This window comes from Streptomyces calvus (assembly GCF_006782915.1).
GTDB classification, from domain to species: domain Bacteria; phylum Actinomycetota; class Actinomycetes; order Streptomycetales; family Streptomycetaceae; genus Streptomyces; species Streptomyces calvus.
Genome location: NZ_VCNP01000034.1, coordinates 18,374 through 40,383, shown reverse-complemented (window position 1 = coordinate 40,383; position 22,010 = coordinate 18,374). Strand labels below are relative to the sequence as shown.

General features: G+C 71.6%; 26 protein-coding genes. 17 read left to right on the top strand and 9 right to left on the bottom strand.

Going from position 1 to position 22,010, the window contains the following annotated elements; genetic code table 11:
- The first annotated feature begins 3 nt into the window (after positions 1–3).
- The 4 genes from FGW31_RS15420 (at position 4) to FGW31_RS15405 (ending at position 3,605) form a co-directional block, all read left to right on the top strand.
- Entirely contained in the window at positions 4–1,080 is a 1,077-nt protein-coding gene (locus FGW31_RS15420; protein ID WP_142193994.1) for a serine hydrolase domain-containing protein, read from the top strand.
- Positions 1,081–1,148: 68 nt separating this feature from the next.
- Positions 1,149–1,790: a PadR family transcriptional regulator gene (locus FGW31_RS15415; protein WP_142193993.1), complete on the top strand. Its 642-nt coding sequence runs from the start codon at positions 1,149–1,151 to the stop codon at positions 1,788–1,790.
- A gap of 73 nt (positions 1,791–1,863) precedes the next feature.
- Positions 1,864–2,841, top strand: coding sequence for an ATP-binding cassette domain-containing protein (locus FGW31_RS15410; RefSeq protein WP_142193992.1), 978 nt, complete (start codon positions 1,864–1,866; stop codon positions 2,839–2,841).
- On the top strand, positions 2,838–3,605 hold the full coding sequence (locus FGW31_RS15405; RefSeq protein ID WP_142193991.1) for an ABC transporter permease: 768 nt from the start codon (positions 2,838–2,840) through the stop codon (positions 3,603–3,605). The genes FGW31_RS15410 and FGW31_RS15405 overlap by 4 nt, the downstream gene beginning before the upstream one ends.
- A gap of 7 nt (positions 3,606–3,612) precedes the next feature.
- Here FGW31_RS15405 and FGW31_RS15400 read toward each other — a convergent pair whose 3' ends face one another.
- A complete protein-coding gene (locus FGW31_RS15400) occupies positions 3,613–3,939 on the bottom strand; it encodes a hypothetical protein (RefSeq protein WP_142193990.1) in 327 nt (108 codons plus the stop codon).
- Complete coding sequence (locus tag FGW31_RS15395; protein ID WP_142193989.1) at positions 3,936–4,241, bottom strand: hypothetical protein; 306 nt, start codon at positions 4,239–4,241, stop codon at positions 3,936–3,938. Before FGW31_RS15395 ends, FGW31_RS15400 begins: the two co-directional genes overlap by 4 nt.
- Positions 4,242–4,362: 121 nt before the next feature.
- Here FGW31_RS15395 and FGW31_RS15390 point away from each other — a divergent pair, with 121 nt between their 5' ends.
- From FGW31_RS15390 to FGW31_RS15360, 7 genes are all read left to right on the top strand, one after another.
- Positions 4,363–5,157, top strand: a complete 795-nt coding sequence (locus FGW31_RS15390) for a helix-turn-helix domain-containing protein (RefSeq protein ID WP_142193988.1) — start codon at positions 4,363–4,365, stop codon at positions 5,155–5,157.
- Positions 5,150–5,371 carry a DUF397 domain-containing protein gene (locus FGW31_RS15385; RefSeq protein WP_142193987.1) on the top strand — a complete coding sequence of 74 codons (222 nt, stop codon included), beginning with the start codon at positions 5,150–5,152 and terminating at the stop codon, positions 5,369–5,371. Before FGW31_RS15390 ends, FGW31_RS15385 begins: the two co-directional genes overlap by 8 nt.
- 197 nt (positions 5,372–5,568) lie before the next feature.
- Positions 5,569–5,790: a DUF397 domain-containing protein gene (locus FGW31_RS15380; RefSeq protein ID WP_142194020.1), complete on the top strand. Its 222-nt coding sequence runs from the start codon at positions 5,569–5,571 to the stop codon at positions 5,788–5,790.
- Positions 5,791–5,983: 193 nt separating this feature from the next.
- On the top strand, positions 5,984–6,205 hold the full coding sequence (locus tag FGW31_RS15375) for a DUF397 domain-containing protein (protein WP_142194019.1): 222 nt from the start codon (positions 5,984–5,986) through the stop codon (positions 6,203–6,205).
- 193 nt (positions 6,206–6,398) lie between these two features.
- A complete protein-coding gene (locus FGW31_RS15370; protein ID WP_142194019.1) occupies positions 6,399–6,620 on the top strand; it encodes a DUF397 domain-containing protein in 222 nt (73 codons plus the stop codon).
- A gap of 101 nt (positions 6,621–6,721) precedes the next feature.
- Positions 6,722–7,483, top strand: coding sequence for a MerR family transcriptional regulator (locus tag FGW31_RS15365; protein ID WP_142193986.1), 762 nt, complete (start codon positions 6,722–6,724; stop codon positions 7,481–7,483).
- A gap of 160 nt (positions 7,484–7,643) precedes the next feature.
- A complete protein-coding gene (locus FGW31_RS15360) occupies positions 7,644–8,570 on the top strand; it encodes a DedA family protein (protein ID WP_142193985.1) in 927 nt (308 codons plus the stop codon).
- Between the two features lie 36 nt (positions 8,571–8,606).
- Here the strand turns inward: FGW31_RS15360 and FGW31_RS15355 are convergent, their stop codons facing one another.
- The gene (locus FGW31_RS15355) at positions 8,607–10,310 is read right to left on the bottom strand and encodes a threonine/serine exporter family protein (RefSeq protein WP_142193984.1); all 1,704 of its coding nucleotides are present in this window, start codon (positions 10,308–10,310) and stop codon (positions 8,607–8,609) included.
- Between the two features lie 127 nt (positions 10,311–10,437).
- Positions 10,438–10,929, bottom strand: coding sequence for an inorganic diphosphatase (locus FGW31_RS15350; RefSeq protein WP_006132604.1), 492 nt, complete (start codon positions 10,927–10,929; stop codon positions 10,438–10,440).
- A gap of 79 nt (positions 10,930–11,008) precedes the next feature.
- Here FGW31_RS15350 and dacB point away from each other — a divergent pair, with 79 nt between their 5' ends.
- The 6 genes from dacB (at position 11,009) to folE (ending at position 18,724) form a co-directional block, all read left to right on the top strand.
- Positions 11,009–12,634, top strand: a complete 1,626-nt coding sequence (gene dacB / locus FGW31_RS15345) for a D-alanyl-D-alanine carboxypeptidase/D-alanyl-D-alanine endopeptidase (RefSeq protein ID WP_142193983.1) — start codon at positions 11,009–11,011, stop codon at positions 12,632–12,634.
- Between the two features lie 139 nt (positions 12,635–12,773).
- Positions 12,774–13,907: a zinc-dependent metalloprotease gene (locus tag FGW31_RS15340; protein ID WP_142193982.1), complete on the top strand. Its 1,134-nt coding sequence runs from the start codon at positions 12,774–12,776 to the stop codon at positions 13,905–13,907.
- Positions 13,908–14,098: 191 nt separating this feature from the next.
- Positions 14,099–15,124 carry a tRNA lysidine(34) synthetase TilS gene (tilS, locus tag FGW31_RS15335; RefSeq protein ID WP_142193981.1) on the top strand — a complete coding sequence of 342 codons (1,026 nt, stop codon included), beginning with the start codon at positions 14,099–14,101 and terminating at the stop codon, positions 15,122–15,124.
- 68 nt (positions 15,125–15,192) lie between these two features.
- Positions 15,193–15,753, top strand: a complete 561-nt coding sequence (gene hpt / locus FGW31_RS15330; RefSeq protein ID WP_037933814.1) for a hypoxanthine phosphoribosyltransferase — start codon at positions 15,193–15,195, stop codon at positions 15,751–15,753.
- 187 nt (positions 15,754–15,940) lie between these two features.
- Positions 15,941–17,980: an ATP-dependent zinc metalloprotease FtsH gene (gene ftsH / locus FGW31_RS15325; RefSeq protein ID WP_142193980.1), complete on the top strand. Its 2,040-nt coding sequence runs from the start codon at positions 15,941–15,943 to the stop codon at positions 17,978–17,980.
- A 138-nt stretch (positions 17,981–18,118) separates the two neighbouring features.
- The gene (gene folE / locus FGW31_RS15320; RefSeq protein ID WP_142193979.1) at positions 18,119–18,724 is read left to right on the top strand and encodes a GTP cyclohydrolase I FolE; all 606 of its coding nucleotides are present in this window, start codon (positions 18,119–18,121) and stop codon (positions 18,722–18,724) included.
- 9 nt (positions 18,725–18,733) lie between these two features.
- On the opposite strand, the gene FGW31_RS15315 is transcribed toward folE, so the two are convergent.
- From FGW31_RS15315 to folP, 5 genes are all read right to left on the bottom strand, one after another.
- Complete coding sequence (locus FGW31_RS15315; RefSeq protein ID WP_142193978.1) at positions 18,734–19,219, bottom strand: DUF3180 domain-containing protein; 486 nt, start codon at positions 19,217–19,219, stop codon at positions 18,734–18,736.
- A gap of 61 nt (positions 19,220–19,280) precedes the next feature.
- Complete coding sequence (gene folK, locus FGW31_RS15310; RefSeq protein ID WP_142193977.1) at positions 19,281–19,892, bottom strand: 2-amino-4-hydroxy-6-hydroxymethyldihydropteridine diphosphokinase; 612 nt, start codon at positions 19,890–19,892, stop codon at positions 19,281–19,283.
- Positions 19,889–20,248 carry a dihydroneopterin aldolase gene (gene folB / locus FGW31_RS15305; RefSeq protein ID WP_142193976.1) on the bottom strand — a complete coding sequence of 120 codons (360 nt, stop codon included), beginning with the start codon at positions 20,246–20,248 and terminating at the stop codon, positions 19,889–19,891. Before folB ends, folK begins: the two co-directional genes overlap by 4 nt.
- 260 nt (positions 20,249–20,508) lie before the next feature.
- Positions 20,509–21,012: a nuclear transport factor 2 family protein gene (locus FGW31_RS15300; protein ID WP_142193975.1), complete on the bottom strand. Its 504-nt coding sequence runs from the start codon at positions 21,010–21,012 to the stop codon at positions 20,509–20,511.
- The gene (folP, locus tag FGW31_RS15295; protein ID WP_142193974.1) at positions 21,009–21,935 is read right to left on the bottom strand and encodes a dihydropteroate synthase; all 927 of its coding nucleotides are present in this window, start codon (positions 21,933–21,935) and stop codon (positions 21,009–21,011) included. Before folP ends, FGW31_RS15300 begins: the two co-directional genes overlap by 4 nt.
- Between the last annotated feature and the right edge of the window lie 75 nt (positions 21,936–22,010).

The window sequence follows — 22,010 nt, the reverse complement described above, 5'->3', positions numbered from 1 at the left end:
CCGGTGGACCGACGGAGGCTGCTGGGCACGGCGGCGGCCGCGGCCGGTGCGGCGCTGGTACCGGGCAGGGCCGTGGCGGCCGGGGACGGTCTGGCCGCCCGGGTGCGTCCGTACCTCGACCGCGCGCTGGCCGCCGGCGCACCGAGCGCGGTGTTCGGCGTGATCCGCGGCGCCCGGCGGCATGTGGCCGGTGCCGGCCAGGACGGCCCCGCACCCGACGGCAGAACCGTGTTCCAGCTCGGCTCGATCGGCAAGACGCTCACCGCCACCGCGCTGGCGCGCGCGGTGGGCGCGGGCACGGTGCGCCTGGACACGCCGCTCCGCCTGCCGCCCGGGTTCACCGTCCCGCGCGGGACGACCCGGCGGATCACCCTGCGCGACCTGGCCACCCACTCCTCCGGCCTGCCCAGCCTCCCGGCCAACCTCCTGGACGGGGCGGACCCGTACAACCCGTACGCGCACTACACGCTGGAGGACCTGGCCGCCGGTCTGCCCCGGACCGCGCTGCACAACGAGCCGGGCAGCACGTACGCGTACTCCAACCTGGGCTTCGGGCTGCTCGGTCAGGCGCTGGCCTTCGACGGCGTGGACGCGATGCTGCGGCGCCGGGTGGCCGCACCGCTGGGCCTGCGGGACACGACCACGACCCTGCGACCGGACATGGCGTCCCGCAAGGCCGTCGGCCACATGGAGGGCGAGGCCGTGCCCGACTGGCGCGACCGCGTCCTCAGCGGCGCGGGCACCTCGATCTACAGCACCGCCGACGACATGCTCCGCTACCTCGACGCCCAACTGCGCCCGGAGCGCTCACCGCTGCGGGACGCGATCGAGCTGACGCAGCGCATCCACTTCACCGACCCCGCCACGGGCCTGCGGCTCGGGCTCGGCTGGCACTTCGGAACGCTGTCCGACGGCCGGACGGTGACGTGGCACAACGGCGGCACCTACGGGTTCAGCACCTGCGCGGCGTTCGACCGGGAGAACGGAACGGCGGTGATGATGATGGTGAACACCTACAGCGACACCACACGCCCGTTCGACGGCCTGGTCTTCGCCCTGCTCGACGAGCTGGGCTCCTGAACCCGGGCGCGACCGCGACGCCCGTGACCCCGGGGTTGCTCCGAACGGCAAAGCCCTAGGCTGGGCGCATGTCAGTGATCCGTCTCCTCGTGCTCGGCGCGGTGCGCCAGCACGGGCGGGCCCACGGGTACCAGGTGCGCAACGACCTGGAGTACTGGGGCGCGCACGAGTGGTCCAACGCCAAGCCCGGCTCGATCTACCACGCCCTGAAGCAGATGGCCAAGGAGGGCCTGCTGCACGCGCACGAGATCGCCCCGTCCACGGCCGGCGGCCCGCCGCGCACCGAGTACGAGGTCACCGAGCAGGGCACCGAGGCGTACTTCCGGCTGCTGCGGGAGTCCCTGACCTCCTACGACCAGAAGCCGGACGTGCTCTCGGCGGGGCTGGGCCTCATGGTCGACCTGAGCCGGGAGGAGGCCCTGGAGCTGCTGGAGCGGCGACTGCGGGCCATCGGGGAGTGGCGCAGCGCCGTGACCGAGTACTACACGCCCGCGGACGGCCCCGGTCAGCTGGGCCACATCGGGGAGATCATGGACTTCTGGGTCCACTCCGCCGACACGGGCGCCGAGTGGACGCGCGCGCTCATGGAGCGGATCAAGGGCGGCGCCTACACCTTCGCCGGTGAGGGCGAGCCGTTCGTCGGTGTCCTGGCCGACGGCGAGGAGAACCCGTACGCGACCGGGGAGCGGCATCCCGGGGACGCCCGGTAATCAAGTTTGACCAATGAGGTCGACGGGTATACGGTCGGCGCAGTAGTCAAGTTTGACTAGCAAGGGAGTCCCAGTGGCAGCGGACGCGGCGATCACCGTCGAGGAAGCGCGCAAGACGTACCGCGGCAGCGGAGCGAAGAACGGCGGACCCGCACTGGACGGGCTCGACCTCACGGTCGCGCGCGGCACGGTGCACGCGGTACTCGGACCGAACGGCGCGGGCAAGACCACCCTGGTGCGGATCCTGGCCACCCTGCTGCGGCCCGACGCGGGCCGGGTCGAGGTGGCGGGACACGACGTCGTGCGCGAGGCGTACGCCGTCCGGCTGCGCATCGGCCTGCTCGGCCAGCACGCGGCACTCGACGAGGAACTCGGCGGCCGGCAGAACCTGGAGCTGTTCGGCCGCCTGCACCACCTGGGCGCGCGAAGCGCCCGCGCACGGGCCGGCGAACTGCTGGAGCGCTTCGAGCTGTCCGGCACCGGACACAAGGCGGTGAAGCAGTACAGCGGCGGCATGCGCCGCCGCCTGGACCTCGCCGCCTCCCTGATCACCGAACCGGAGGTGCTCTTCCTCGACGAACCCACCACGGGTCTCGACCCACGCGGCCGCGCGGAGGTGTGGGACTCCGTCCGCTCCCTGGTCGGCGGCGGCACGACGGTGCTGCTCACCACGCAGTACCTGGAGGAGGCCGACCAACTCGCCGACCACGTCTCCGTGGTGGACGCCGGACGGGTCGTCGCCGACGGCACGCCGGACGAGCTGAAGGCGGCCGTCGGCGGCGACCGCATCGACGTCGTACTGCGCGACGCCGGACAACTGGCCGCCGCCGCGGCCCTCCTGCCCGTACCCGAGGACGCGGTCACCGTCGACACCGACCGGCGGCTGCTGAGCGCGCCGGTCACCGACCGCATGGCGGCCCTGGCCGGCGTCGTCCGCGCGCTGTCGGAGTCCGGCATCGAGGCCGAGGACATCGCCCTGCGGAGGCCCACCCTGGACGAGGTGTTCCTGCGGCTGACCGCATCCGGCGACCGAGTGAAGGAGGCCGCATGACCACCCCTGCGTACGCCCTGACCGACTCCTGGACCATGACCCGACGCGAACTCGCCCGCTGGCAGCGGCAGCCCGTCACCGTGGTGGTGAACCTCGTCTTCCCGGTGATGCTGCTGCTGATGTTCGGCTACCTGGTCGGCGGCGGCCGGGGCGTGAGCGGCGACTACCTCGACTTCCTGGTGCCCGGCATGCTCGCGCTCACCATGGCCTTCGGCCTGGAGGGCACCATGGTCGCCGTCACCCAGGACCTCGACAAGGGCGTCATCGACCGCTTCCGCTCCATGCCGATGGCCAACGGAGCGGTGCTGGTGGGACGTTCCGCCGCCGACATGCTCCAGTCGGCGCTCGGCCTCGCGGTGCTCCTCGCCGTCGCCGCCGCGCTGGGCTGGCGGCCGCAGGGCGGCGCGGCCGGCTTCCTCGGCGCCGTGGGGCTGCTCCTGCTGTTCCGGTTCGCCATGCTGTGGATCGGCATCCACCTGGCGCTGGTGGCCGGGAAACCGGAACTGGTGCAGGCCGTGCAGATCCTGGTCTGGCCGGTCGGCTTCCTGTCCAACGCCTTCGCGGCGCCCGAGTCCATGCCGGACTGGCTGGGCACGCTCGTCCAGTGGAACCCGATGTCCCAGACCGCCACGGCCGTCCGCGACCTGTTCGGCAGCCCCGGCGGCGAGCCGGGCCACGTGTGGGCCGCCGTCGCCTGGCCGCTGGCCCTGCTCGCGGTGTTCTTCCCGCTGGCGGTACGCCGGTTCGCGCGACTCAGCCGCTGAGCCGACCTCAACTGCCCGGATCCGATTCGGCGTCGAAGTCCGTGTACACGGCCAGGCGGGCGCCCCTGCTCTCCGCGATGCGGCACACGTCGGTCAAGGCCTCGCCCATGCGGGCCAAGAGGTAACGGAGCTGGACGGCGCTCACCTGCTCGTCGTCGCGGAGCATGTCGGCGAGGTGATCGAGCAGACCGGCCGCCATGTCGAGCTGGACGCCCTCGGCGATGTCGGCGGCCCGGGACAACCGCCCGCCGCCGTCGCTCAGGAGGTAGCAGGGCTTGCCTTCGGGGCCCGCCCAGGGCAGGAGGCGGGCGGGGGTGAGGGCGTGGTGGGTCATGCGGTCAGTCCCAGGCGGTGAGTCGGGTACGGGAGCAGGTGGATGCCCTTGGGGGCGATCAGCAGGGAGCGGCGCCGGGCCAGTCGGCGCCGCTCCCGTTCCCGGCGCTCGTGCGCGAGGACGTAGGGGCGTACGAGGCTGTGGTCCTCGCCGCGCAGCGGGCGTGCGCCGAACTGGCGTGGGGCCGGGCCCACGACGGGCGGAGGGTCGTATCCGCCCGCAGCGTCGAGCCGGCGTCGTCCGGTACCGGGGGCGACGCGGCCGAGCAGCGGTTCGAGGAGGCGGGCGATGAGGTCGAGCATGAGGTGACTCCGTGATCGATGTCGCGTTCCGTAGCGACCGACCTACAGAGTGAGACGGCCCGTACTAGGCTCACCAGGGGGTTCGAGGTGACAGAGCATTTGTCACAGAGGAGTTGATCGCGTGGGCACCAACTACGGCGACTGGCTCAGGGAGCGGCGCGAGACCGCAGGACTGACACAGCAACAGCTCGCCGAGGCGGCGGTCATGACGCGAACGCACATCGCGCACATCGAGGCGGGCCGCAGGGTGCCGTCCCGGGAGGACGCACGGCGGCTGGACAACGCGCTGGGCACGGGGAACGTGCTGAGCAGCTTTCTGCCGCGCAACGATCGCGCAGTCGCCGACCACTTCGAAGCGGCGCGAGCGTTCGAGCAACAAGCCACGATGATTCGCGAGTTCGCTCTGTCCTATGTGCCGGGCATCCTGCAAACGGAAAGGTACATGCGTGCGGTTCTGGGTGTTGCCTTCCCTCCTCTGAGGGAAGAGGAGTGTGACAGGGCCGTTGTCACACGGCTGGAGCGAGCGGAGATCCTGGCGGATCCGGTGACGCCCGTAGTGTGGGCCCTGCTGGATGAGGCCGTGCTGCGTCGGCCGGTCGGCGGGGCGGGTGTCATGGCGGAGCAGATCATGCACGTTGTTCGCTTGGCCGAGGCGAATCGCATTCGTGTGCACGTGTTGCCCTTCGGCCTGGGTGCCCACCCCCTGCTGCAGAACATGCTGACGCTCATGGCGTTCGACGACCAGCCCTCGGTGGCGTACGTCGAGGGTCTGCACACGGGCGTGGTGCATGACTCCCCAGCGATGGTCGAGCGGTTCCGCGACACCTACGATCTTGCGCTGGGGGACGCCCTGCCTCAGCGTGAGTCTTTGGCCCTCATGAGAGCGACAGCGAAGGACTACGGACACCATGACTGAGCACAGCATCCCGGATGCCTCCATAGCGACCGGTTGGCGCACATCGTCGTACAGCGGACCCGACCAGGGCAGCTGTCTCGAAGTGCTGGATGGTCACCCTGCGGGCGTCCCCGTCCGTGACTCCAAGAACCCCCACGGGCCCGCCGTGATCGTTCCGGCGTCCGCGTGGTTGGCGTTCGTCGCGGCGGTCAGGAGTGGCGGCTTCCCCTCCTGACCGCCTACCGGCTCACGTCCAGTCGTTCCCCTGGCCTCCGTCCGCTTCCGTACGCGGCTTGTCCTCAGGTCGTGTGAGGGCCCAGGGTGGAGTGCGTACCCCGACGGGAGCGGAAGCCTGGCACTGAGCGCCGCCCTGCCGCTCGCGGAGTCCCCCGACCGCCATGATGCAGGCGATCGCGAAGGAGTACGGACGTGGTGACTGAGTCCCTCATAGCGGATGGCGCCCTGCGCGACGGCTGGCGTAAGTCCTCCCACAGCAACGACCAGGGCGGCAGTTGCCTCGAAGTCCTCGACGGTCACCGCCGGGGCGTTCCCGTACGCGACTCGAAGAACCCCCACGGGCCCGCCGTGATCGTTCCGGCGTCCGCGTGGTCGGCGTTCGTCGCGGCGGTCAGGAGCGGCGGCTTCCCCTCCTGACCGCCTACCGGCTCACGTCCAGTCGTTCCCCTGGCCTCCGTCCGCTTCCGTACGCGGCTTGTCCTCAGGTCGTGTGAGGGCCCAGGGTGGAGTGCGTACCCCGACGGGAGCGGAAGCCTGGCACTGAGCGACGCGCTGCCGCTCGCGGAGTCCACCGCCATGATGCAGGCGATCGCGAAGGAGTACGGACGTGGTGACTGAGTCCCTCATAGCGGATGGCGCCCTGCTCGACGGCTGGCGGAAGTCGTCGTACAGCGGCCCCGAGGCAGGCAGCTGCCTCGAAGTGCTGGACCACTTCTCCTCCGGCGTCCCCGTACGTGACTCCAAGACTCCCCACGGGCCCGCCGTGATCGTTCCCGCGTCCGCGTGGTCGGCGTTCGTCGCGGCGGTCAGGAGCGGCGGCTTCCCCTCCTGACCGCCCGCCGGCTCACGTCCAGGCGTTCCCCTGGCCTCCGTCTGCTTCCGTACACGGCTTGTCCTCAGGTCGTGTGAGGGCCCAGGGTGGAGTGCGTACCCCGACGGGAGCGGAAGCCAGGCACTGAGCGACGCGCTGCCGCTCGCGGAGTCCACCGCCATGATGCAGGCGATCGCGAAGGAGTACGGACGTGGTGACTGAGTCCCTCATAGCGGATGGCGCCCTGCTCGACGGCTGGCGGAAGTCGTCGTACAGCGGCCCCGAGGCAGGCAGCTGCCTCGAAGTGCTGGACCACTTCTCCTCCGGCGTCCCCGTACGTGACTCCAAGACTCCCCACGGGCCCGCCGTGATCGTTCCCGCGTCCGCGTGGTCGGCGTTCGTCGCGGCGGTCAGGAGCGGCGGCTTCCCCTCCTGACCGCCCGCCGGCTCACGTCCCTCCGACTGCTTCCGTCACCGGCTTGCACCTCACGTCGCGTGAGGGCCCAGGGTGGAGTGCGTACCCAGAAGGGAGCGGAAGTGAGCTATTCGGTGGGACAGGTGGCCGGCTTCGCCGGCGTCACGGTGCGCACGCTGCACCACTACGACGACATCGGCCTGCTCGTACCCAGCGAGCGCAGCCGCGCGGGCCACCGGCGTTACAGCGACGCCGACCTCGACCGGCTGCAGCAGATCCTGTTCTACCGGGAGCTCGGCTTCCCGCTCGACGAGGTCGCCGTCCTGCTCGACGACCCGGCCGCGGACCCGCGCGCGCACCTGCGCCGGCAGCACGAACTGCTGACCGCCCGGATCGAGAGACTGCAGAAGATGGCGGCGGCCGTGGAGCACGCCATGGAGGCACGCAGCATGGGCATCAACCTCACGCCCGAGGAGAAGTTCGAGGTCTTCGGTGACTTCGACCCCGACCAGTACGAGGAGGAGGTGCAGGAACGCTGGGGCGACACCGACGCCTACCGCCAGTCCCGGGAGCGGACCGCCTCGTACACGAAGGAGGACTGGCAGCGCATCCAGGCCGAGACCGACGAGCTCACCCGGCGCTTCGTCGCCCTGATGGAGGCCGGTGAGCCCGCCGACTCCGAGGCGGCCATGGACGCCGCCGAGGCGCACCGGCAGGGCATCTCCCGCAACCACTACGACTGCGGGTACGAGATGCACACCTGCCTGGGCGAGATGTACGTCTCGGACGAGCGTTTCACGCGGAACCTCGACCAGGCCCGGCCGGGCTTCGCCGCCTACCTGCGCGACGCGATCCTCGCGAACGCCGCCCGGCACACCTCCTGAGCGGTGGTCGTGGCCCGGGTCCCGCTCCCGGGCCACGACCACCGCCACCCGCTGCGTGCACCCCGGAGGGCCGGTGGAACCTGGAACCCCACGGCTGCGTTGATACGTTTGGGCTGCCAGTCCCAGCCCGTCTCCCTCCAGCAGCAGGAGCCACAATCCCGTGACCACCCTTGCGCTCGGCCCCGAGTGGCTGAGCCCGGACTACCTGATCGAGACGTTCAGCCTGCCCGGCATCCTGCTGATCGTCTTCGCCGAATCCGGACTCTTCGCGTTCCTGCCCGGCGACTCCCTGCTGTTCACGGCGGGTCTGTTCGTGGCCGAGGGCAACTACATCAGTCAGCCGCTGTGGCTGGTGTGCACGCTGATCGTCCTGGCCGCCGTCATCGGCGACCAGGTCGGCTACATGATCGGCAAGTTCTTCGGCCCGAAGCTGTTCAACCGGCCCAACTCCAAACTCTTCAAGCAGGAGAACCTGGAGAAGGCCCACGAGTTCATGGAGAAGTACGGCCCCAAGGCGATCGTCCTGGCCCGCTTCGTCCCGATCGTGCGCACCTTCGCCCCCATCGTGGCCGGCGCCGGCCGTATGAAGTACCGCACGTTCCTCACGTACAACGTCATCGGCGGTGTCGCCTGGGGCTGTGGTGTCACCCTCGCCGGTTACTGGCTCGGCCAGATCGAGTTCATCAAGAAGAACGTCGAGCCGATCCTCGTCCTGATCGTCCTCATCTCCGTGGTGCCGATCATCGTCGAGTACCTGCGCGAGCGCGGCAAGAAGAAGCGCGCCGCCGACGAGGCCCCGGCCGCCGTGCCGCAGCACCCGCAGCCGCCCGTCATGGACGACGCCACCACCCAGCTGCGCCGCATCACCCCGGCCACCCCGCAGCCGCCCCAGCAGCAGCACTACGGCAACCAGGGCCGCCCCCAGCCGGGACCCCAGCAGCCGTACGGCCACCAGGGCTACCCGCAGCAGCCCTACGGCGACCAGGGCTACCCGCAGCAGCCCCAGCAGCCGCAGCCGCAGCAGCCGTACGGAAACGACCCGTACTACGACCAGAGCCGGCAGCAGCCGTACAACGGCGGCTACTGACCGCGCGCGAAGGGCCGCGGGGCGGACGCGGGGCGGCTAGAAGCCCCGCGTCCGCTTCGCCGCCCGGCGCTTCTCCGCGGAGCCGATCCGCAGGAACATCCGCGAGATCTCCGACCCGAGGTTCACGCCGATCGCGATGGCCATGGCCAGCGCCACCGCCTGCGTGAGGTACACCAGCCCCGAGTCGACCTCGTTCTGGGCGATGCCCAGCAGACCGAAGTACGTGGCGGAACCGGGCAGCAGCGGGCCGATCGCCGCCGTGGTGTACGGCAGCGCGGACGCGAACCGGTACCGGGACAGCAACTGTCCGAACAGACCCACCACACCGGCCGCCACGGCCGTCGACGCCACCGGTGAGATGTCGCCCGCGTAGTGCATCGCGCCGTACACCACCCAGGCGACGCCGCCGTTGAGGGTCACCATCGCCACGGTGGACCGCTCCTGCTGGAGCAGCACCGCGAACGTCAGCGACAGCAGCATCGACGCGCCGATCTGCCACAGCGGGCGCTCGGAGACGCCGAGCGCCGCGTCCGGGTTCAGCTTGGCGCCCAGCTGCACGCCGAAGTACAGCACCGTCAGCACCCCGGCCACGATGCCGACGAAGAAGTACAGCACCTCCAGCAGACGCGCCGACGCCGTGATGTAGAAGCCCGTCAGCCCGTCCTGCACGCCCGCCACCAGCGCCCGCCCGGGCAGCAGCGCGAACAGCCCACCGGTGATCACCGCGGACGCCTTCACGTCCGCGTGCGCCAGCGTCAGCGTCACCCCGATCGCGGCCGGCGGCATCGCGGCCACCGTGAACTGGTAGAACTCCGGCAGCCCGCGCCCCGCGCACAGCCAGGCCAGCCGGTCGCCGAGCATCGCGCCGATCGCGGCGGCGACGAACACCAGGTAGTTACCGCCGACCAGCACCGAGGCCGCGCCCGCGAGCAGCCCGCTCGCGCCGGTCAGCACCCAGCCGGGATACGGATGCCGGTTGCGGCGGATCTCCGCCAGCCGCCCGTACGCCTCCTCCAGGGAGACGTGGGTCTCGTCGTCGCTGAGGTCGTCCACCAGCCGGTACACGGCCGCCAGCCGCGTGTAGTCGGGGCTGCGGCGGCGCACCGTGCGGGAGGCGGAGACCGGGTCGTCGACCAGGGACGGCTGGTAGGAGATCGACAGCAGGGTGAAGGTGACGTTGGGCTCGCAGCGGTCCAGGCCGTAGGAGCGGCACACGGCGAACATCGCCGCCTCCACGTCCTCGGCGCCCTCGCCGCCCGCCAGCAGCAGCTCGCCGATACGCAGGGTCAGGTCGAGGACGCGCGGCACGGCCGGCCCCGCCTCCTCGTCGTGCCGCTGCACCGGCTCCGGCGCCGGCCGCTCGGTCACCGGCATCCGCAGCATCGTGCGCATCCGGTCCTGCCACGGCACGTCCCTGGCCAGGCTGACCAGCGGAATCCCGCTCGGCGGGGTGAACGCCGTCGGCGCCTGCTTCGCGCTGTAGGTGCTGGGCGGGCTGAACGCCGACCCCTCCGGCTCGGCCTGCGGCGGCGCCACCACGCCCAAACCGTCCGGAACGGCGAACTCCGAGGTGGTCTCGGACTCCGTACCGGTGGTCTTCGGGACGGCCAGCCCCTCGGGCACGGCGAACTCGGACGTCGTCGACGACTCACTGTCGGCCGGTGCCGCCACACCGGCGGGAGGCATGAACGTGCTCCGCGCCTCGTCCGACTGCGGCTTGCGGTCCTCCGCGTCCGTCACCTGCTCAGCTCTCCCTGTACGACACCGTCCCTACACCTGCCCCGTACAGGCTCAGTATGCGCAGGCACAGCAGAACGGGCCGCACGCGTGCGCGTACGGCCCGTCCCGGTGTGCTCGCGGCGGGGGCTCAGTGGCCGCCCTGCTCCTTGAAGCGCTTGTAGGACCGCTCGATCTCGGCCTCGGCGTCCACCCGGCCGACCCAGTTGGCGCCCTCGACCGACTTGCCCGGCTCCAGGTCCTTGTAGACCTCGAAGAAGTGCTGGATCTCCAGGCGGTCGAACTCGGACACGTGGTGGATGTCGCGCAGGTGCTCCACGCGCGGGTCCGTCGACGGGACGCAGAGCAGCTTGTCGTCGCCGCCCGCCTCGTCCGTCATGCGGAACATGCCGATCGCGCGGCAGCGGATCAGGCAGCCCGGGAACGTCGGCTCGTCGAGGATGACCAGCGCGTCCAGCGGGTCGCCGTCCTCGCCGAGGGTGTTCTCCACGAAGCCGTAGTCGGTCGGGTAGGCGGTCGAGGTGAAGAGCCGACGGTCCAGGCGGATCCGACCCGTCTCGTGGTCCACCTCGTACTTGTTCCGCGAACCCTTCGGGATCTCGATCGTGACGTCGAACTCCACCGGACGCTCCTCCATGATCAGCACATAGTTCTGGTGGTTAAGTGTCCCTCACGCAGGTGTGTGATCGCGAAAGGGGCTGGTGGTCGTGCCAGAGCTGAGGCCTTGGCGGGCCGCGAGACCGCACGTGGTGCGGATCGCGGGCACCGTACGGCCACGTCTCGCCCGGGCCGCGGAGACCGTACGACCACGTCTGGCGCGCCTCGCCGCGGCCGCCGGGCCACGGTTCGCGCGGCCGGACCGGCCGGGATCACCGCGGGTCCCGCGGGGCACGCGGCCGAAGACCTGGCGGTTCGCCGCCACCGCCGCCACCGCCGGTCTGGCGCTGGCCGCGGGAGTGGTGACCGCCGCCGGTCCCTGGGACTCCTCGGGTCAGCGTACGGCCGAGCGGCACCGGGCCGCCGCCCTGGAGGCCGCGCGTGGCACAGATCACGGCGGCGCCCCCGCCCACGCCGGTACGCCGCCCCGCGGACCGCAGGCCGCACCGCCCGCCGCCTCCGTGCTGACCGGCCTCGGCGGCACCGCCACCACCACCCGGTCGGCGCCCGGCGGCAAGGCCCTCGCCGGCGTCCTCGACCCGCTGCTGAGGTCCCCGGCGCTCGGCCGCCGCTCCGCCGCCGTGGTCGACGTGGCCACCGGCGACCGGCTGTACGGCACCGGCTCAGCGAACGCCCTCACGCCCGCCTCCACCATCAAGATCGCCACCGCCGTCGCCGCGCTCTCCGCGATGGGCCCCGACCACCGCCTCACCACCCGCGCGGTGTACGAACCCGACACCAAGGAAGTCGTCCTGGTCGGCGGCGGCGACCCCACGCTCACCGCCCGCGCGGACGCCAAGGGGCTCGCCGGCCTGCGCGACCTCGCCGAGCGGACCGCCGCCGCCCTCGCCCGCCGCGGCGTGCGCGAGGTGACGCTCTCCTACGACACGACCCTGTACAAGGGCGGCACAATGCACCCGATCGGGGTCAACCCGAACCTCGCCGCCGTCACCCCGCTGATGGCCGACGAGGGCCGCACCGACGACTCCACCAGCGGCCCGGTGGCGCGCGTCCCGGACCCGGCCGCCGACGCCGCGCGGAAATTCGGCGACCTCCTGCGGGAGCACGGCGTCAAGGCCACGCCTCCCGGCCCGTCGAAGTCCACCACCCGCGCCACCACCCTCGCCACGGTCTCCTCGCCGCCGCTCGCCGCGCTCGTCGAACGGATGCTGACCCACAGCGACAACGACCTCGCCGAGGCCCTCGCCCGGCACACCGCCCTCGCCACCGGCGAGCGCGCCGACTTCGCCGGCGCCGGAGCCGCGGTCACCGCCCGGCTGAAGCGGCTCGGCCTGCCCGTGCAGGGCACGGTCGTCAAGGACGGCAGCGGCCTCGACCGGAACGACAGGCTCACCGCCGACCTCCTCACCGCGCTCCTCGTCAAGGCCGGCGACCCCGCCCACCCCGAACTGCGCCCCGCCCTCACCGGTCTGCCCGTGGCCGGCTTCACCGGCACCCTGGCCGGCCGCTACGCCGACGGCGCGGCCGGCGTCGTACGCGCCAAGACCGGGACGCTCACCGGTGTGAACACCCTGGCGGGCACCGTCGTCGACCGGGACGGCCGGCTGCTGGCCTTCGCGTTCCTCGCCAACGGCACCGGCAACCCGGTGGCGGCCCAGTCCGCCCTGGACGCGGCGGCCACGGCACTGGCGGCCTGCGGCTGCCGGTGAACACGCCCGTGGCGGCTCCCGCTCGCCGCTGCGGGCCCCTGCAGCCGTCGACGCGGCGTCCTCGGCGCGGGGCGCGCAGGCCCGTCCCGGCTGCCTCTTCGCCCTGCCCGGAGCCGGTGGCCTCACGTACCGTTGACGCATGACGAGCATCGGTGGTGCTGCTTCTTCCGGGATGGTCGACTGGAACCTCGCGGTGGCGACCGCGACCAGGCTCATGCGGCCCGGCCCCGACGTGAGCCGCGACGAGGCCAGGGCGGTCGTCGCGGAACTGCGCCGGCACGCCGAGGCCTCGGAGGAGCACGTCCGGGGCTTCACCCGGATGGGCACTGCGGAGACCCACGACACCCCGCTCCTCGTCGTCGACCGGCCCGGCTGGGTCCGGGCCAATGTCGCCGGGTTCCGCGAACTGCTCAAGCCGCTGCTCGACAAGATGCAGGAGCGGCGCGGCAGCAGCCCCGGCAACGCGGTCCTCGGCGCCGTCGGCGGCAAGGTCACCGGCGTGGAACTGGGCATGCTGCTGTCCTTCCTCGCCTCCCGCGTCCTCGGCCAGTACGAGACCTTCGCCCCCGCCACCCGCGACCTGCCGGCCGGTGCGAACGGCGGCGGCCGACTGCTGCTCGTCGCCCCCAACATCGTCCACGTGGAACGCGAACTCGACGTCGAACCGCACGACTTCCGCCTGTGGGTGACCCTCCACGAGGAGACCCACCGCACCCAGTTCACCGCCGTGCCCTGGCTCCGGGACCACCTGGAGGGCGAGATCCAGTCGTTCCTCGGGGAGACCGACGTCGACCCCATGACCGTCCTGGAACGCGTCCGCGAGGCCGCCCAGTCCCTCGCCGGCGGCCGGCCCGAGGGCGAGGAGGGCGAGGAGGGACGCTCGTTCGTCGAGATCGTGCAGACCCCGGCGCAGCGCGAGATCCTCGGCCGCCTCACCGCCGTGATGTCCCTGCTCGAAGGGCACGCCGACTTCGTGATGGACGGCGTCGGGCCCGCGGTCGTGCCGAGCGTCGCCGAGATCCGCGAGAAGTTCCAGCAGCGCCGCGCCAAGGGCGCCTCCCGCCTGGACCTCGCCCTGCGCAAGCTGCTCGGCCTGGACGCGAAACTCCGTCAGTACCGCGACGGGGAACGCTTCGTGCGCGCCGTCGTCGAGGAGGTGGGCATGGACGGCTTCAACCGCGTGTGGACCTCGCCCAACACGCTCCCCACCAAGGCGGAGATCGCCAAACCGGCGGAATGGATCACACGGGTGCACCGCAAAACGGAATCGTGACCACCGCGCATCGTCACGCCACAGTCCGGCCGACGGCAGACAGACGCCCCCGCAATCACCCGTCCGAGGGACCGTCGGGGCCGGGTAGGCGTGCGATGCTCGGGGAACGGCCCGTTTCTGTCACCATCTACACACTCTGAGTGACCGATCCTCGGGCTCACCCCCCGAAAACTTCATGAAGGGAACCGGACATGGGTCCCCATCCTGCGGTCGCGGCGATACGCCTGGCGGTCCGCCGCGTCCTGAACGACATCCTCGACGACCACGGCCGAACCCCCGGCCACCCCCCGCACGAGCAGCCCCCCTCACCGCTCGTGCTCGTGGCCTGCTCCGGCGGCGCCGACTCCATGGCCCTCGCCTCGGCCCTCGCCTTCGAAGCCCCCCGGCTCGGCATCCGCGCCGGCGGCATCACCGTCGACCACGGCCTCCAGACCGGCTCCGACCTGCGCGCCGCAGAAGTCGTGCTGCGCCTGCGCGAACTCGGCTTCGACCCCGCCGAGTCCGTCGCCGTCACCGTCGGCCGCGGAGGCGGACCCGAGGCCGCCGCCCGGGACGCCCGCTACGCCGCCCTGGACGCCGCCGCCGAACGCCACGGCGCCGCCGCCGTCCTCCTCGGCCACACCCGCGACGACCAGGCGGAGACGGTCCTGCTCGGCCTCGCCCGCGGCTCCGGCATCCGCTCCCTGTCCGGAATGGCCGCGGTCTCGGGGGCCGGCGGCCGTTACCGCCGCCCCTTCCTCCAGCTCGACCGGCAGACCGCCCGCAAGGCCTGCATGGTCCAGTCCCTGCCCGTGTGGGACGACCCGCACAACGCCGACCCCGCCTACACCCGCTCCCGGCTCCGCCAAGAAGGCCTGCCCGCCCTGGAGAAGGCCCTCGGCAAGGGCGTCGTCGAGGCCCTCGCCCGTACGGCCCAGCTCTCCCGCGACGACGCCGACGCCCTCGACGCCTGGGCCGGCCGCGCCGCGGCCGGCGTGCGCGACGCCGACGGCCGCCTGGAGTGCGCCGGGCTGCACGCCCTGCCGCCCGCCGTGCGCCGCCGTGTGCTGCGCCGCGCCGCCATCGAGGCCGGTGCGCCGGCCGGTTCGCTGTTCGCCCGCCACATCGAGGAAGTCGACCGGTTGATCACCGGCTGGCGCGGCCAGGGGGCCATCAATCTCCCCGGCCGAGTCGTGGCTCGTCGGCAGGGTGGCAGACTGGTGATTCGGCAGGGCTGAATCCGGACCCCACCGACCCGTTCGAGTCGCGGGGCGGACCGGACCGGCCGGTGGGACGACCGAAAGTGATGCGGGTGGACGCGAAAGACATGGGTGCCGACCTCGAGAAGGTGCTCATCACCAAGGAAGAGATCGACGCCAAGCTGGTGGAGCTGGCCGCGAAGATCGACGCGGAGTACGCGGGCAAGGACCTGCTGATCGTCGGCGTCCTCAAGGGCGCGGTGATGGTGATGGCCGACCTCGCCCGGGCGCTGTCCACCCCCGTCACGATGGACTGGATGGCCGTGTCCTCGTACGGCGCGGGCACCCAGTCCTCCGGTGTGGTGCGGATCCTCAAGGACCTCGACACCGACATCAAGGGCCGGCACGTCCTGATCGTCGAGGACATCATCGACTCCGGCCTGACCCTGTCCTGGCTGATCTCCAACCTCGGCTCGCGCGAGCCCGCCTCGCTCAAGGTGTGCACGCTGCTGCGCAAGCCCGAGGCCGCCAAGGTCGCCATCGACGTGGAGTGGGTCGGTTTCGACATCCCCAATGAGTTCGTCGTCGGCTACGGCCTCGACTACGCCGAGAAGTACCGCAACCTCCCGTTCGTCGGTACGCTCGCGCCCCACGTCTACGGCGGCTGAGCCTTCGCACGGAGCCGCCGTGCGGTGATCGGGAACCCCGGCGGGCTCCGCGGCGTTGGAGCATGCGTGGACGCGATTGCCGGCCGTCCCTCGCAGCTTCGGGGGACAATGCTGGGGTACCGTCCGAAGAACAGCCTTTATCAAACTCACTATGGCAGGAGGGACGGGGCGGCACCGCTCCGTATGGATGGACGTGAAGCGATACTTCCGTGGGCCGGTCATGTGGATCGTGCTGGCCGTCCTTGCCGTGGTCGTGTTGATGCAGGTCGTCGGCTCGTCCGGCGGCTACAAGACGGTGGACACGGGCCAGGTCGTCCAGGCGATCAATGAGAACAAGGTCGAGTCGGCCAAGCTGACCACCGGCGACGAGCAGACCATCAAGGTCTCGCTCAAGGACGGCGAAAAGGTCGAGGGCAGCTCGAAGATCCAGGCGAGTTACATCGGTGACCAGGGCGTCACCATCGCCAGCACGCTGCAGGACAAGTTCCAGAACGAGCAGATCCCGGACGGCTACACGGTCTCGCCGTCCAAGCAGAACCCGTTCGTGAGCATCCTGCTGTCGCTGCTGCCGTTCGTCCTGATCGTCGTCGTCTTCCTGTTCCTGATGAACCAGATGCAGGGCGGCGGCTCCCGCGTCATGAACTTCGGCAAGTCCAAGGCGAAGCTCATCACCAAGGACACGCCGAAGACGACGTTCGCCGACGTCGCCGGCTCGGACGAGGCCGTCGAGGAACTCCACGAGATCAAGGAGTTCCTGCAGGAGCCGGCCAAGTTCCAGGCCGTCGGCGCCAAGATCCCCAAGGGCGTGCTGCTCTACGGCCCGCCCGGCACCGGCAAGACCCTGCTCGCGCGTGCCGTCGCGGGCGAGGCGGGCGTGCCGTTCTACTCGATCTCCGGTTCCGACTTCGTCGAGATGTTCGTCGGTGTCGGTGCCTCCCGGGTCCGTGACCTGTTCGAGCAGGCCAAGGCCAACGCCCCCGCGATCGTGTTCGTCGACGAGATCGACGCGGTCGGCCGCCACCGCGGCGCCGGCCTCGGCGGCGGTCACGACGAGCGCGAGCAGACCCTGAACCAGCTTCTCGTCGAGATGGACGGCTTCGACGTCAAGGGCGGCGTGATCCTCATCGCCGCGACGAACCGGCCCGACATCCTCGACCCGGCCCTTCTGCGGCCCGGCCGCTTCGACCGCCAGATCGCGGTCGACCGCCCGGACATGCAGGGCCGGCTGGAGATCCTCAAGGTGCACCAGAAGGGCAAGCCGGTCGCCCCGGACGTCGACCTGTCGGCCGTCGCCCGCCGCACCCCCGGCATGACCGGTGCCGACCTGGCCAACGTGCTCAACGAGGCCGCGCTGCTGACCGCGCGCAGCGATCAGAAGCTGATCGACAACAAGATGCTGGACGAGGCGATCGACCGTGTGGTCGCGGGCCCGCAGAAGCGGACCCGGATCATGTCGGACAAGGAGAAGAAGATCACCGCGTACCACGAGGGCGGACACGCCCTGGTCGCGGCGGCCTCACCGAACTCCGACCCCGTCCACAAGATCACCATCCTGTCCCGCGGGCGCGCCCTGGGCTACACGATGGTGCTGCCGGACGAGGACAAGTACTCGACCACGCGCAACGAGATGCTGGACCAGCTGGCCTACATGCTGGGCGGCCGCGCGGCCGAGGAGCTCGTCTTCCACGACCCGACCACCGGTGCCGCCAACGACATCGAGAAGGCCACCGGCCTGGCCCGCGCGATGGTCACGCAGTACGGCATGACTGAGCGGCTCGGCGCCATCAAGTTCGGCGGCGACAACACCGAGCCGTTCCTCGGCCGTGAGATGGCCCACCAGCGCGACTACTCGGAAGAGGTCGCCGCGCTGGTCGACGAAGAGGTCAAGAAGCTCATCGAGACCGCGCACAACGAGGCGTGGGAGATCCTGGTCGAGAACCGCGACGTCCTCGACAACCTCGTCCTGGCCCTCCTGGAGCGGGAGACGCTGGGCAAGGAGGAGATCGCCGAGATCTTCGCGCCGATCGTCAAGCGCCCGCCCCGGCCCGCCTGGACCGGTTCCTCGCGCCGTACGCCGTCGACCCGCCCGCCGGTCCTCTCCCCCAAGGAGCTGGCCCTGACGAACGGGGCGAACGGCGCGACGCCGGCCATCACCACCGCCAAGAGCACCGCGGCGGAGCCCGCCCCGGCGCCCGAGCGGACCCCGGAGGACCGCACCGAGAGCTGACCTGGGCTCCCGGCGCCCCATCCGGCCCGGAATGGAATGCCGCGCCCCCCTGGTTCTAGCCTGGGGGGCGCGGCATTTTGTGTACCCGCACTCGGAACGCGTGCCCCTCACGCGCGAAGTACAGGAACGAGGCACCCCATGACCGATCCCGTGACGCTGGACGGCATAGCCACCGTCGGCGAGTTCGACGAGAAGCGGGCCGAGAACGCGGTTCGTGAACTGCTGATCGCGGTCGGCGAGGACCCGGACCGGGAGGGTCTGCAGGAGACCCCGGCGCGGGTGGCGCGGGCGTACCGGGAGATCTTCGCGGGGCTGTGGCAGAAGCCCGAGGACGTGCTGACGACGACGTTCGACATCGGTCATGACGAGATGGTGCTGGTCAAGGACATCGAGGTGTACTCGACCTGCGAGCACCACCTGGTGCCGTTCCGCGGTGTGGCGCACGTCGGGTACATCCCGGCCACCAGCGGCAAGATCACCGGCCTGTCGAAGCTGGCCCGGCTGGTGGACGTCTACGCCCGCCGCCCGCAGGTGCAGGAACGACTCACCACGCAGATCGCGGACTCCCTGATGGAGATCCTGGAGCCGCGCGGAGTGATCGTGGTCGTGGAGTGCGAGCACATGTGCATGTCGATCCGCGGCATCCGCAAGCCCGGCGCGAAGACCCTCACGTCGGCCGTGCGGGGTCAGCTGCGGGACGCGGCGACCCGCAACGAGGCGATGAGCCTGATCATGGCCCGCTGACGCCCGGACTCACGCGGCCGGGGCCGTCCCCGGGCCGTTGTCGTCGTCCTCCGGGAGCTTGCAGACGCGCTCCAGGAAGATCGCGGCCGCTATGACGGCGATGCCCGCCAGTACCGAGAAGCCGGCGTAGACGGCCTGGTCGCGGCGGGCGGGCACGTCGAGGGACTCCAGCAGGAACACGCCCACGCCGCCGTACATCCCGGCGACGAGGGCGGCGACCAGGGCGCTCGCCTGGCCGAAGACGACCGCGCGGGCCGCCATCAGCGGGTCGACGCCCTTGGCGTCGTGCTGCCGTTCGCGCTGGGCCTTGAGACGGGCGCGCAGGGAGAGCGCGGTGGCCGCGAGGACCACCGCGATCAGGGCGAGGACGACGGGCGCGGCCACGGGCACGCTCGGGAGGCTCCCCAAGGAGTTCCACAGGCGCGCGCCGGCCCAGGACAGGATCCCGGCGACGACGAAGACGCCGGCCAGCACCCTGATGCGCAGCTCTTTCACGGTGTCCCTTCGCGTTCCCCCGGACCGGTGCCCCGGCAAGTGGTCGTGTCGACCTTAACGGCTACTCGGGCAGCCGGAGTTCCAGGTCGGCGCGGGGAGTCACGCCCTCGCGGGTGACCGCGGCGAGCAGGTCGGCGACGGGGCCGCGGCCCGGCAGCTCCGCCTCGGGGTCGACGTCGTGCCACGGGGCGAGCACGAAGGCCCGCTCGTGGGCGCGCGGGTGCGGCAGCGTGAGCTGCGGGTCGTCGGAGCGCAGGTCCGCGTAGGCGACGATGTCGACGTCCAGCGTGCGCGGTCCCCAGCGCTCGTCGCGGACCCGGTGGAAGGCCTCCTCGACCGCGTGCGCCCGCTCCAGCAGGGAGGACGGCGGCAGGGTCGTCTTCAGGACAGCGACGGCGTTGAAGTACGAGGGCTGGCTGCCGGGCTCGACGCCCCACGGCTCCGTCTCGTACACCGGGGAGACCGCCTTGACGCGGATGCCCGGCGTGTCCTCCAGGGCGTCCACGGCGCCCTGGAGGGTCTCCAGGCGGTTGCCGAGGTTGGCGCCGAGCGAGACCACGGCGCGCTTGGGGTTGTGCAGGGTGGTGTCGGCGGCGTCGACCTGCTCGACCACGGAGGCGGGCACGGGCTGGACGGTCGGGTCGGTGGGGCCCTGGGCGAACGGCCTGGTCATACGCGGCTCCGGAGGATGGTCACGGTCACGTCGTCGAAGGGCACGGTGATCGGCGCGTCCGGTTTGTGGACGCACACCTCGACCTCCTGCACCACGTCGTGTTTCAGACAGACCTGGGCGATGTGCTCGGCGAGCGTCTCGATGAGGTCGACGGGCTCGCCCTCGACGACCGCCACGACCTCCTCCGCCACGATGCCGTAGTGCACGGTCTTCGTCAGGTCGTCGTCGGCCGCGGCCGGCCGGGTGTCCAGGCCGAGCACGAGGTCCACGATGAAGGTCTGGCCCTCCTCGCGTTCCTTGGGGAACACACCGTGGTGCCCTCGGGCCTTCAGGCCGCGCAGCGCGACACGATCCACGCGAATCACTCCTGCAGTCGTCGGTCCGGCCGGTGGGCGCCGTGTGCGGGCGGCGCTCCGGCCTGATGTCGAATCTACCCGCGGGCACCGACAGGGCCGGGACTGCGGGGGTGGGGGCGCGGGCCGGTACCCGGAGGGTTCACTGTGAGTTTTCCCCGCGGAGACCAGGGGCTCACCGGTTGGTGGCGACTCCTGCCCGCGCCGCCGTGATTCCCGCCACGCCCCGGGGACGGCGGCAGCGGTGGCGGTGGCCGCGGCGGTCAGGCCGGGCTGTCGTCCTCCTCCTCGTCCTCGGACTCGGCGAGGACCGGAGAGGCGTGGTGGGACCAGAGCTTCCAGCCGGCCGGGGTGCGGCGGAACACGTTGGTGGCGACCACGAGCTGGCCGACCAGCGGGCCCAGCTCCTCGCCGGCCTCCGGGGCGGGTCCGCCGCTGAGGATGTTCTCCGTGCAGGTCACCAGGGCGGTGTCACCGGTGACGGAGACGTGCACGTCGGTGAGGAAGAACTGGATGTAGTCGGTGTTCGCCATGATCAGCGCGTACGACCGCAGGACCTCGCCGCGTCCGGTGAGCGCGGGCCAGCCGGGATGCACGCAGGAGATCACACCGGTGTCCGCCGGGTCGTGGTACGTCTCGTCGACGCCGAGGTCGGCCGGGGTGAGCCAGATCGAGGCGACCTCCTCGAAGTCACCGCGTTCGACCGCCTCGTAGAAGGCGGTGTTGGCGGCCTCGACCTGCTCGACGTCGGTGTGCGGCGCGCTCACCGGGCTCCCTCTGCGTCGTGCGTGCCGGGCGCGGGCGTCGTGCTGTCCGCCGTGCCCGTCCGTGCGTGCGCTTCCTCCACGGCGCGCGCGACGCGCACGGCGTCGGCGGTGGCGCGTACCTCGTGCACCCGGACCGCCCAGGCGCCGGCCCGGGCGGCGAGCGCGGAGACGGCCGCGGTGGCCGCGTCGCGCTCCCGCGCCGGCGGCGGCGCGCCGTCCGGGCCGGCCAGGACGCGGCCGAGGAACCGCTTGCGGGAGGCGGCGACGAGCAGCGGGTGGCCCAGGGACCGGAGGCGGTCGAGCCGGGCGAGGAGGTCCAGGTCGTGGTCGGCGCCCTTGGAGAAGCCCAGGCCCGGGTCCACGATCACGCGGTCGGCGGCGACTCCGCCCTCCAGGACGGCCTGCACGCGCGCGTGCAGCTCGTCGACGACCTCCGTGACCACGTCGGTGTACACGCCGTTGACGTTGGCGCCCTCCAGGAGGCCGCGCCAGTGCATGACGACGAAGGGGGCGCCGGCGTCGGCGACCACGGGGATCATGGCGGGGTCGGCGAGGCCGCCGCTGACGTCGTTGACGAGGGCGGCGCCGGCCGCGAGGGACTGTTCGGCGACCTTGGCGCGCATGGTGTCGACGGAGACGGTGACGCCCTCGGCGGCCAGGCCGCGCACCACGGGGATGACGCGCTTGAGTTCCTCGGCCTCGTCGACGCGCGTGGCGCCGGGCCGGGTGGACTCGCCGCCGACGTCGACCAGGTCGGCGCCCTGGGCGACGAGGTCGAGGCCGTGCTTGACGGCGTTGGTCGTGTCGAACCAGCGGCCGCCGTCGGAGAAGGAGTCGGGGGTGACGTTCACGACTCCCATGACCGCGCAGCGGTCCCAGTGAGGAAGGCCCGCGACGTGCCGGCGTCCGCTGTGGTTGCTCATATGTTCAGCGTATGCCCAGGAAGTGACTGGAGTGTGCTGCGGCCCGGGCCGGGCGGGGTGGTCTCGCGCGGTGGC